Origin of the sequence: Chryseobacterium sp. MYb7 (assembly GCF_002979455.1) — a bacterium.
In the GTDB taxonomy this organism is placed as follows: domain Bacteria; phylum Bacteroidota; class Bacteroidia; order Flavobacteriales; family Weeksellaceae; genus Chryseobacterium.
Genome location: NZ_PCOU01000021.1, coordinates 61620 through 74178, shown reverse-complemented (window position 1 = coordinate 74178; position 12559 = coordinate 61620). Strand labels below are relative to the sequence as shown.

8 protein-coding genes are annotated in these 12559 nt (G+C 36.7%); 5 read left to right on the top strand and 3 right to left on the bottom strand.

Annotated elements, in window-relative coordinates; all coding sequences use genetic code 11:
* Positions 1-49 precede the first annotated feature (49 nt).
* Positions 50-3952: a type IX secretion system sortase PorU gene (porU, locus tag CQ046_RS16365; protein WP_105703307.1), complete on the top strand. Its 3903-nt coding sequence runs from the start codon at positions 50-52 to the stop codon at positions 3950-3952.
* Between the two features lie 59 nt (positions 3953-4011).
* Positions 4012-5175, top strand: coding sequence for a type IX secretion system outer membrane channel protein PorV (gene porV / locus CQ046_RS16360; RefSeq protein WP_105703306.1), 1164 nt, complete (start codon positions 4012-4014; stop codon positions 5173-5175).
* Positions 5176-5494: 319 nt separating this feature from the next.
* On the opposite strand, the gene blaCHM is transcribed toward porV, so the two are convergent.
* Complete coding sequence (gene blaCHM, locus CQ046_RS16355) at positions 5495-6253, bottom strand: CHM family subclass B1 metallo-beta-lactamase (RefSeq protein WP_105703305.1); 759 nt, start codon at positions 6251-6253, stop codon at positions 5495-5497.
* Between the two features lie 219 nt (positions 6254-6472).
* Here blaCHM and CQ046_RS16350 point away from each other — a divergent pair, with 219 nt between their 5' ends.
* Positions 6473-8737 (top strand): FUSC family protein, encoded by a 2265-nt coding sequence (locus CQ046_RS16350; RefSeq protein ID WP_105703304.1) that lies wholly within the window; start codon positions 6473-6475, stop codon positions 8735-8737.
* On the opposite strand, the gene CQ046_RS16345 is transcribed toward CQ046_RS16350, so the two are convergent.
* Together CQ046_RS16345 and CQ046_RS16340 are read right to left on the bottom strand one after the other, a co-directional pair.
* Positions 8718-9332 carry a 4'-phosphopantetheinyl transferase family protein gene (locus CQ046_RS16345; protein WP_105703303.1) on the bottom strand — a complete coding sequence of 205 codons (615 nt, stop codon included), beginning with the start codon at positions 9330-9332 and terminating at the stop codon, positions 8718-8720. The genes CQ046_RS16350 and CQ046_RS16345 overlap by 20 nt on opposite strands.
* Positions 9333-9529: 197 nt before the next feature.
* Positions 9530-10048 carry a pyridoxamine 5'-phosphate oxidase family protein gene (locus tag CQ046_RS16340; protein WP_105703302.1) on the bottom strand — a complete coding sequence of 173 codons (519 nt, stop codon included), beginning with the start codon at positions 10046-10048 and terminating at the stop codon, positions 9530-9532.
* Positions 10049-10215: 167 nt separating this feature from the next.
* On the opposite strand from CQ046_RS16340, the gene ahcY reads away from it, so the two are divergent.
* Complete coding sequence (gene ahcY, locus CQ046_RS16335) at positions 10216-11529, top strand: adenosylhomocysteinase (RefSeq protein ID WP_047378461.1); 1314 nt, start codon at positions 10216-10218, stop codon at positions 11527-11529.
* Positions 11530-11632: 103 nt separating this feature from the next.
* Complete coding sequence (locus CQ046_RS16330; protein WP_105703301.1) at positions 11633-12430, top strand: hypothetical protein; 798 nt, start codon at positions 11633-11635, stop codon at positions 12428-12430.
* Positions 12431-12559: the final 129 nt, after the last annotated feature.

Here is a 12559-nt window from a genome sequence, read left to right as displayed (position 1 = left end):
ATTCTAAAATTTTCATTTATTTTGTAATTTAGCAATTTCAATAGTAAACATGAGACGAAAAATTACGCTTTTATCTTTAATCGCTTTTGCATCAACACTTTACGCCCAAAGAAACACCATTGAATGGAATGGTTCCAAAATTCAGGATTTTGGTGACACAAAATTAAATCTTCCCAATTTTAAAAATGAAGGTTTTTCTTTCAGCCAAAATAATGTTTTTATAGTAACCAAGCAAAAAATCGGAGAAAAGCAACTGAAAATTTCAGATCTTGTCTGGGAAAGCGTTTCCAATCAGGATTTATTTGAACTGGACAAAGGCAGGCTTCCTGATTATGACGTGGCAGATGTTTCCTATTATAATTTAGATGGTGATACCTATGCAAGCATTAGTATTGCTTTATTTAAAAATGTAAAAGGCCGTGTTCAAAGATTATCTTCATTTAATGTTACAGAAGCGGCTTCATTTGTAAATACAACAGGAACTGTTAATAAGATAGGAACTACCGCCAATCCTTTATCAAGTGGAAGTTTCTACAAAATAAAAGTAGATAAGTCCGGAGTATTCAAGATTACATCACAATTTTTAAAAGATAACGGAATCAATCCAAATTCTGTAAACCCTAAGAATTTCAGGATTTATGGAAACGGGGGAATAATGCTTCCTGAATTCAACCAGGATGCAAGATATGGGGCTTTACAGGAAAATGCTATTCAGGTAGTAGGTGAAGATGACGGTATATGGAATGACAATGATTATGCTCTGTTTTATGCTCAGGGTCCGGATGGATACAACCTTTATGACAGCTCCAACGGAAACGGTTTTAAAAGAAAGGACACCCGATTCAGTGAAAGAAGCAATAACGTCAAAAATATATATGAGGATTTTTCTTACTACTATATCAATTTTGACAAAGGTGCAGGAAAAAGAGTTCCAACAGTTGACGGAAATCTTCCTGGCCAGCTGATTACAAGATATGACAACTACCAGGTGATCAACAAAGATCAGAAAAACCTGTTAAAAGTAGGTAGAACATGGGTAGAGGAAGCCCCTTTCATTAATGAAAAAACAATAACGCTTACTACCAATTCACCTATTCAGGCTAATGATGTTATACGATACAGAACGCAGGTGGTGGGTTATAATGCCCAACAGAATAAGATTGGTTTTAAAATCAATAATTTAACTCCGCTTCCATTACAGACGATCCCTACAGATACTTCAAGCTATCAATATATTTATTACCCTGTAACCTTTGCCGGTAGTCTTACCAATCTTACCGGGAATCAGTTTACGATAGTTTTGAACCCGGATATTTCTACGAATCCTAACGGAACTTTCTATTTTGATTACATAGAAGTTCAATACAAAGAAAATCTTGCTTTCAATGGTTCTCAGATGAACTTCAGAGATTATTCTATTGTAAGTGGAAGTAATACAGACTATGGTTTCAGCATTACCAACGCAGCTAATATAGAGCAAGTATGGGATGTAACAGATATTACTAATGCAAACAGAAGAGTGAATAAAGCCGGAGCAGGCTCATTCAACTTTGCATATACAGCTGCTGACCCGAATTTCAATAATGAATTTGTGGCTTTTCGTGCAGATGCTGCTTACTCACCACAGTTTGTAGGAAGAATTTCCAATCAGAATCTTTCTGCTATACAAAATATAGATTATCTGATCCTTACCGTCCCGGAAATGATGGGACAGGCTCAGAGAATTGCCAGCTATCATCAAACCAATCATAATTATAAGGTAGAGATTGTAGACATTAATAAGATCTATGAAGAATACGGAAGTGGAAGCAAAGACCTTACTGCGATAAGAGATTTTGTAAGCAAGCTGAATACACCTCTTGGGAGACTGCAGTATGTATTTATTCTGGGAGATGCTTCATATGATTATAAAAACAGGGTTCCTAACAATACAAACGTTGTGGCCAGCTACCAGAGTGAGCAGTCTTCAGATTATGTATCATCATTTGTAACAGATGATTATATTGTAATGACGCAACCACAAACCGCAACATTAATTGAAAATAATCTTCCGGATCTTCCGGTAGGAAGAATCCCCGCTGCGAATGTAAGTGAAGCCGGAGATATGATTAATAAAACTCTGGCCTATTATAACTCGCTTCAGGGACAGTCGAGTCCGTTTGGAGACTGGCGTATGCGACTTGACTTTGTAGTGGATGATAATAATGAAGGGGGAAGTCCTTTCCACAATGTCATGAACAATTCTCTGGCCAATATATTTGAGCAACCTGGTCAGACTGATCTCAAAGAATATAATGTTAAAAAATTATACATGGATGCTTTTCCTGCTCAGAGCACATCTGGAGGGAGAAGATATCCACAGGTAAATCAGGCTATTTCCAATGCGATCGGGAATAGTTTATATCTGTTTTATTTCGGACACGGAGGAATCAACGGTTGGGCACAGGAAAGAGTACTTACGAGTACTGAGGTTCAGAACGCTAATAACTTCTCTAATGTATACAGCAGATTCCCGTTTGTATCTACCATCACATGTGAATTTACACTTTGGGATGAACCATCAACCAACTCTGTGGGAGAACAGTTTCTTAAGATGAAACAAGGAGGTGCATCTACAATGATTACTTCCAGCCGTGCCATTGGAGTAGATTACGGACGTGACTTTAGCAATACGTTTACTCAAAACATATTTAAATTAACTAATAATGACTTTAATTCTTTAGGAAATGCTCATTTAATTGCGAAAAAGCAAAAGGGGCCCAACAACAACCACTTAAAGGTAAACTTCCTGGGTGATCCTGCCATGAAACTGAGCAGACCTCAAAGACTTCTGGTCATCGATAATATTGAAACTCCGGTTCCTGGTTTGATAAGAGGTTTGGATTTCGTTAAAGTAAAAGGACATATCAATAATCCGAACGGAACACTGAATAATACCTTCAACGGAAAAGTAAGCATCAATATTTTTGACAAGAGATTAAATAAGAAAACATTAAATAATAATGGTGCCCTATCCCCTGTATTAGATTATACGGAAGAAGGAAGTGCTATTGTAAAAGCTGCAGGAACTGCTGTAAACGGAGTATTCAACGCTGAGTTCTACGTTCCAAAAGACATCAATTATGCCGTAGGCCAGGGAAGAATTTTAGCATACGCAGACAACAAATCCACAGATGTTTTCAACAACCAGGCTGTACAGGTGGGTGATATCAACCCTAACGGAATTAATGATAACCAGCCTCCAAAAGTAAAACTGTATATGAATAACACCAACTTTGCAGATGGTGGAATTACCAACCAGAATCCTATGCTTCTTGCCTGTCTTACAGATGACACAGGTATCAACTCAACAGGATCCGGGGTAGGTCACGATATTACAGTATATCTTGACGGGCAGATTATCAATACTGTTGTACTGAATGACTATTATGCACCAGGTGAAGGAAACGGATGTTTAAGCCCTAGTCTTGCTGACTTCCAGAAAGGAAATGTAACCTATCCTTTCAGAAATCTGTCAGTGGGTCAACATCAATTATCATTTAAAGTTTGGGACATAAACAATAATTCTACATCTGCTACGTTAAACTTTGAAGTTAAGGATGAATCTGACCAACACCTGACGATCAACCGTCCGTTGAACTGGCCAAATCCATTTACGAATAAAACCTATATTCAGTTTGAACACAATTGTGATGATATTCTGGATGTGAACGTACAAATTTATACAATAACCGGAAGATTGGTAAGAACTTTATCACAGCCGGTGGTAGCAGAACCGTTCCTACAGGGCTTTAGAACCCCTCGCCAGGCAATAGAATGGGACGGAAGAGATGATTTTGGTGCTACAGTAGCAAAAGGTACGTATATTTTTAAGATATTTGCAAAAAGTCAAAATCAAGAAAAATGCAAAGGAAGTGCTACAGCTGTAGAAAAAATGGTACTTTTGAAATAATTAAATAATACATAGACAATAATATTAACAAAAAACTGATAATATATAAAAGACAACATATGAATTTAACTACTAAACTGCTTTTAGGATTTGGTTTGAGTGCTGGTTTTTTAGGCTATTCGCAAGATTTAGGTAAAGTAAACCCAGTTCTTACCGGAGCTCCTTTCCTAAGAATTGCACCTGACGCGAGATCGGGAGGTATGGGAGACCAAGGGGTGGTAACCTCTCCGGATGCATTTTCACAATTCTGGAATGCGGCTAAATATCCTTTCAGCAGGACAAGTTCTTCCGTAGGTCTTAACTATACGCCTTATATGGGAAAACTTACCAATGATGTATTCTTATTATATGCTTCGTTCCATAAGTTTTTAGGGCAGGAAGAAAGATCTACAATCTCTGCAAGTATCTATTATTTCAACATGGGACAGGTAGACCTGACTCAGCTGGTAGGTACAGAAATTGCATCAATGGGTACATCAAAACCAAACGAATTCTCCATTGACGTTGCTTACGCCTTGAAGCTTTCTGATTCATTCTCTGGTGCTGTTACCGGTAGATTTATCCGTTCAGACTTAGCCGGAGGATTCAACACAGATACTACACTTAAAGCGGCAAACAGTTTCGCAGTAGACGTTTCAGGATACTATACATCTCCAAGATTCTCCAGTATCGGTGGATATGATGGTAAAGTGAATGCTGGTTTGGCTATTCAGAATTTAGGTCCAAAACTGGATTATACAGGAAATGAAGAATCAAGATCTTATCTTCCTACTATGGCAAGATTAGGAGTTGGATATGATATGTACCTGGATGATATGAACAGAGTAGGAATTTCTGTAGAAGGTTCAAAACTTTTGGTTCCAGGATCTGAATATGCAGGCATAGACCCAAATACAAGACAGCCTATTTATCAGATTCCAAACGTAGGGCCAATGGCTGGTATCGGAAAGTCTTTCAAAAATAAAAACAGTATCATGTATAGTGGTGCTCTGGAATATTCATATGACAATGCTTTTTCTGTAAGAGGAGGCTACTTCCATGAAAGTGAAGAGCAGGGAGCAAGACAGTTTGCAACAGCCGGTATTGGTTTAAAATACCGTTCTTTCGGACTGGATCTTTCTTACCTGATCAATATGTCTAAAATCAACAGTGCATTGGATAACACTCTTCGTTTCGGTCTTACCTGGAACATTGGAGAAGAAACATCCAACAATGATCGTTAATAAAAGTAACAGCTATATAAAAAAGCCTCATCTCGTATGAGGCTTTTTTTGTGAATGGTCAATCGTCAATTCGCTGCGCTCGTCAATTTATTTTATCAACTAGAATCATTCACCATTCACTTTGCAAAGCAAAAAATTCACTATTGACTTATGAATCGTTAATCCGCTTCGCTTATAAATTTTGAAACCTTGATAAAACTCACCATTCACTTTACGAAGCAAAAATTCACTATTGGCTTATGAATTGTCAATCCGCTGTGCTTGTCAATTTTTGAAAACCACAGAAATTCACCATTCACTTTGCGAAGCAAAAAATTCACTATTGACCTTTAAATAGTGTAATGGTATAATCAAGAAGTTTTCCATCACCGTAATCTCCATGTCCGGGAACAACAATTTTTACGTTAGGATATTCTTTTTTAACCTTTTCAACGGTATTTGACCAGGCAGCAACATTGGCATCTCCCAAATACCCTTTTCCAGCCTCCAACTCTTTCAACAAACAACCTCCAAACAGAATTTTTTCGCTTGGAAAATACCCCACAGCATTATCTTTTGTATGGCCTTCTCCAAAAAATTTTGCAATGACATCTTTATCCCCTACTTTTAAAACAACAAAATCATTAAAACTGTTTTCAGGTACAACGAAATTATTTTCTTTGGCCAGTTCTATTGTTTTCACATATGAATAAGACGGAATATTATGTTGATGAAAAGCCATCAATCCGCCCAAACTATCATCGTGAAAATGGGTAGAAATAACTGCATTAATTTTTGCATGAAGTTTTTTATTGATCCATTGTATCAATTCTTCTGAAATTTTATCATTCGTAGGGGTATCAAAAACAATCGTTTCATTATTGTCTTTTACGATCAATCCGTTGCAAGGTACATTTCCAAAGTCATTGGTTTGCTTAAACGAAGTATGAATAAAAGAATTCTCCGAAATCTGGATAATAATCAGGTCTTTTGATTTATAAATTTCCTTTGCTTTAAAATGATCCTTATTCTGCGAGCTACAGCTCAATATCAAAATAGAAAATAAAAAGACCAATGTATTTTTAAGAATGATTTTCATGAGCCAAAAGTTTAAGAATTCAGATAAGCTAAGGTAAGGATTCACAGAACATATTTATCTGTAAAAATTCAAAAACAGAATAACCTTTCGTCAATCTGCTTTAATAGAGAATTTATTTTAAACAGCGCAACTGCTCGCTTGACAAGAAATATAATATTAAGTTTACAAAAGTCTCTTTTTTATGGCTATTTTCTTAAATTCAATAGCTATTTTTGTAATATGAACTATTCGGCGGAACTAAAAAAATTTGTAACCAGTCAGTATGTATATTCTGCCATCAGAATTACATTAGCTACTGTTCTACCTTGTTTAGTCCTCGCCCATTTTGGGATTTTGAAGGAATATTTCCTTTTCCCTCTGGGAACCAGCTTTGTAGCACTTACGGATCAGCCTGGTCCTTTCATTAGAAGAAGAAATGCCCTTACTTTTGCGATCTGCTGTTTTGTATTTGTAGCACTCATTGCAAATCTTGTCATGAATTTCAAAGTATTGGTTCTTGCAGAAATCATTGTCTTTGGAATGTTTTTCTCTCTGATTGGCGTTTACGGCCAAAGATTAGCAGCTGTAGGTTCATTATCTCTTGTTGTACTCGCTATCTTTATTGACGGTCACCTTACGGGAAATAATATATTTAAAAGTTTACTGATTTTTGCCTGTGGATGCATATGGTTCCTTCTCATCTTCCTTATTGTGACGACTATTCGTCCTTATAAACTGGCAAGCCAGATGATTGGGGAAAATTACCTTCAGCTCGCTGAATTTTTAAAGATCAAAGCCAATTATTATCAGAAGAATCCTGATTTTAACAAACTGACCACTCAGGTTATTGCAAAGCAGATTGGAATAAAAAATCTGCAGGAAGACACCAGAGAAACGGTTTTTAAAACAAGGATCATTGTAAACGAATCTACCACAACCAGTCGTTTATTAATGTTGATGTTCCTTAACTCTATGGACCTCCATGAAAAGCTGATGACCTCTGAAAGCGACTATCAAAAGTTGCAGCAAAGCTTTGAGGACAGCATGATTCTGGTCAACATTCATGATTATCTCAATCTTTTGGCAGAAGAAATCACCAATATTGGGATTGCCCTTCAAAGCGGTACCCGGGCAAAGCCTATGGCCAATTTGGATGTGGAATTAAAGAATCTTAATTACAATTATTTCGAACTCAGAAACAAGCAGCTTTCTTCAGACAATCTGGAAAACTTCATGATCCTGCGTCAGATCCTGATGCGTATCTATGAAATCACCAAAGAAATCAATGAGATTTATAAAGTATTTTCGCAAAACATAAAATTGGCAAAGAGTTTATCCACAGGGTTAGATTTGAAAAAATTTATGCCTAATGAGCCTAAGCTTAATGCAAAGGTGTTAAGAAATAATATCTCCTTATCCTCTTCCCATTTCCGACATGCGATAAGAATTACAACCGCTTTGCTCTTGGGGTATGTTTTCTCGATGTTTGATTTTCTGGGATTGGGACATACGTATTGGATATTAATTACCATTACAGCCATCTTAAAACCGGCCTACTCTATCACAAAACAGAGAAATCTTCTCCGTCTCTATGGAACCATTGCAGGGGCAAGTATTGCTTATGCCATTCTGCATTTTGTACACATCAACGGTGTTTTGTTTGCTATTTTGCTGATCAGTATGATTATGTGCTTTAGTTTTCTGAAAGGACGGTATTTTTGGGCGGTATTGTTCATGACGATTTATGTTTTCCTCAGCTTTAATTTTTTAAATCCGGGGAAAGTCAATATCATTTTTAAAGATAGAATCTTTGATACCGCTATTGCCGGAATCATTGCTTTTGCAGTATCTTATATTGTATTGCCTGTTTGGGAACACACCCAAAATCTGGATCTGATGAAAAAGTCTGCAGCAGACAACCTTATCTACTTTCAGAGTGTGATTTCCAAATTCCTGCAGGGAAATTTTGACCTTGAAGATTATAAAGTAAAGCGAAAAAATGCGATCATTTCCTTAGCCAACCTTTCCGATAATTTTCAGAGAATGATTTCCGATCCTAAAAATCAGCAGAAAAAACTGGAAGTTGTACACCAATTTGTAGCAACCTCACATCTTATTACCGCTTATACTGCTTCCTTATCTCAATATTCAAAAAGTAATGAGCAATATCCTGAGATAGATGCTGAAAGCTGGAGCAGAAAGATTGAAGCAGAAATGCAGCAAACCTCTACCCTTCTCAACGGAAATGACATCAACGAAACATTGAAAATGGAAAGCCGGCTTGAACCGGAAGATTCTTCCATTGAAGATATGCTTTTGAAAAGAAAAACCGAGATTGAGGAAAATGACATTGTCGACAGAAGAGACCCTGATAAAGTATCCCACTTAACGGAACTTAAAAACATCCACGATATCCTGGAACTGATCTATGATGTAGCCAAAGAACAGAGAAAAGTGATCGAAAAATACAAAAACGAAACAGAGCCTATTCCTCCACAATCGTAAAGCAGTAATCGTCGAAAAATTCTACTCTGGCTTTGAATTCATCAGAAAACTCATCATCATATACTCGGCAGTTTATTTTATGAAGATGCTTCAGCTCAAAGGGCTTCACTTCATAGTTTTTCTTTAAAGACCAGTATTTAGAATGATGAATTTTGTACATGCTCTCTTTTACACTCCATATAATAGTATAAAAAGTATCTGCTTTGTCTTCAGGAATAAATCCACGTTCATTTTCATAGGTGAATTTATCAACAACCCTTAAAATTTTAGGATTGAACTTTTCTACGTCTATTCCTATTTTATTTTTAGAAATAGCAATGGCAGCAAAGGGAAAAGAATGCGTAATAGAAATTTCCGCATCATTGGGTGAAAGAAAAGGTTCTCTTTCTTTATATAAAATTTTAGAATTCGGCTTCAATCCTTTCAGGAGCTTACGAACCATCAGGACTTCCAGTAATTTTTTAGGATGATAATCTTTCACCTTTTCAGCATTTTCTGGCTCCAGAAGTTGGTTGATATCAAGTTCTTCACTTTCATCGTACTTCCAAACCAGGATGGTGGCATTATCATCTGAAAAATCTCTATAGAGGGGCATTCTTTTTTTATTGGACAAAAGTACTAAAAAGAAACCATTTCTAAAAAGCAGTAAGATGGGAGCTCGAAGATGGAAGTTATTATTCGTTATCAGAATAAATTACAGATTAAATTTAAAAAATTAGCTCTAAAAAAATAGTTCTTTGTTTGCCTAATCTTTATAAACTTCCAGCATCCTTCTTCCAGCTTCCAGCTCAATTATTTAGACTGATGATTCGCATCATTTCTGTGTTCTACAATTTCCAGATTGGCATCTACAAAATAAGCACTTCCGAATCCGTTTACATAAGATCCTTTTACAGGCTGTAATGCAATTAAAATAAAATCACCCATTTCAGAAATTACATCCACTACTTTACCGTGAGCTTCTTTAAGTTGAGTCACTACAGTATTCCACACATCGGAGTCTCTTTCAATCTGTGAAGCTGCGGCTTCAATAGTAAGACGTTCGCGGGCATAGATCTGTTTGGTAGCTGATTCATCTTCAATAAACATAATGGATGTTTTTCTTCCGTCAGCAAGATTTCTAGTATGTTTTGCCATGAAAGAAACAAGAATATAAAAGGTCTGATCTACTTGCACAAAAGGAGCATAACTGGAATTTGGATTTCCCTCAGCGTCTACAGTAGCCAGAATCATACTTTTTGAAGCATTGATGAGCTCTTGTACTTTTGGAGCAACTGGTTTGATTTTCTTTTCTGTATGAGAATGATTCATAATATATTTTTTTACGAGTTAAAATTAATTATTTATATTAAGACTAAATAATATTAACTCATGTTTAATCTCATAAAACTGAACTTGATCTGCCGTTTTTATATCTTAATTATTAATCGTAATTTTGCCTTTCGTTATCAATTGAATTTAAAAACTATTCATTACATATGAGTACTACAACACAATACGTTCCTTATAAGGTTAAGGATATCTCCCTTGCAGAATGGGGTAGAAAAGAAATTACTCTTGCAGAAGCAGAAATGCCTGGTTTGATGTCTATCCGTGAAGAGTACGGACCATCTCAGCCACTGAAAGGAGCAAGAATCGCTGGATGTCTCCACATGACCATCCAAACGGCTGTGCTTATCGAGACATTGGTAGCTTTAGGAGCTGAAGTTACCTGGTCATCTTGTAATATTTTCTCTACACAAGACCACGCTGCTGCTGCTATTGCTGCTGCGGGAATTCCGGTTTATGCTTGGAAAGGTTTAAATGAAGAAGAATTTGACTGGTGTATTGAGCAGACTTTATTCTTTGGTGAAGACAGAAAACCATTAAACATGATCTTGGATGATGGTGGAGATTTGACCAACATGGTTTTTGACAAATACCCTGAATTCACAAAAGATATCAAAGGTCTTTCTGAAGAAACTACTACAGGGGTACACAGACTATACGAAAGAATGAAGAATGGAACTTTAGTAATGCCTGCAATCAACGTAAATGATTCAGTTACTAAGTCTAAGTTCGACAACAAATACGGATGTAAAGAATCTGCTGTAGACGCAGTAAGAAGAGCTACAGACGTAATGTTAGCTGGAAAAAGAGTGGTAGTTTGCGGATACGGAGACGTAGGTAAAGGTACTGCTGCTTCATTCAGAGGAGCTGGTTCTATTGTTACTGTTACGGAAATTGACCCAATCTGTGCACTTCAGGCTGCAATGGACGGTTATGAAGTAAAAAGATTAGATACTGTGGTAGATAATGCTGATATCATCATCACTACAACAGGTAACTTCAATATCGTAAGAGGAGAGCACTTCCTTAAAATGAAAGACAAAGCTATTGTTTGTAACATCGGTCACTTCGATAATGAAATCGATATGGCTTGGTTAAACAAAAACTACGGTCAGACGAAATCTGAAGTGAAGCCTCAGGTTGATATCTATACCATCGAAGGAAAAGAAGTAATCATCCTTGCAGAAGGTAGACTAGTAAACTTAGGATGTGCTACAGGCCACCCAAGTTTTGTAATGTCTAACTCTTTCTCTAACCAGACTTTGGCTCAGATCGAATTATGGAACAATTCTGCTGCTTATGGAAACGAAGTATACATGCTTCCTAAGCACTTAGATGAGAAAGTAGCAGCTTTACACCTTAAGAAATTAAGCGTTGAACTTGAAACGCTTTCTCCTGAGCAGGCTGAGTATATCGGAGTAGACGTAAAAGGGCCATTCAAGCCTGAATACTACAGATACTAGAAGATCAATAAAATATGATATTGTCCCACTATTTCTAAGATAGTGGGATTTTTTTATGTAAAGGCATAGCACATTCCGTATTTTTGCCGACTAAAAAATTAACATGAAAAAAATCATATTTCTGGGACTCATGAGCGCTGTGGTATTCTTTAACAGCTGCAGCAGTAATGATGATAATGGGACTAATACTCCTTCAGAACCAAAGACCTTATTAAGTAAAATTACTATAGTTTACTACGACAACCCGGCTCAGCCAGACACAAGTATAGAAACTCTACAATACAATAACCAGGGTGAACTTATAAAAACGTTGTCATCATCAAGTAGTTCAACGTTTGAATATAGTAACGGAAGACCTGTAAAAATAAATTATTACAATAACAATCAGGAACTGGAATATTATTCTGTTTTTAATTACAATGGAGATCAGCTCGTAAACGTTAAAGCAATCTACTCTAACCCGGATTACAACAGAACGATTACGTATAATTATAATACCAACGGACAGGTGATCTCTTCCACGCTTTGCCAGTCCCCAGACTGTTCCCATCCAATTGTTACCACTTATACTTATAATGAAAATAATATCTCATCAGAAACTTCAGAGAGCGGAGGATCCAGTTTTAACTCTAAAATTGTTTTCTCTTATGATGACAAACTGAATCCTTACACAAACACCAACAAATATCTCAAAATTGTGATGGGAGGAGCCTATGTTGTAAGCAAAAACAATTATCTGACCGAAAAGATCAGCTATAAAAGTAATGGAGTCTGGATACAAAATCAAACGAGAACTTCCACGATACAATACAACAGCGCTGGTTATCCTACTCAGGTGATTTCAAAAGAAGCCAATGGCAGCCTTTCCGCTCAGTATAATTACGAATATATTACTCAATAATACAAAGCTCTCCATCTTGGAGAGTTTTTTTTATGAGCTGGTTCCCGCTATCCGCTCATACTCCTCACGCCAGGCTATCCCATACCTATGTTCCGGGGTAACCGCTGCTATCGGGGCTAGGGGGAAAAT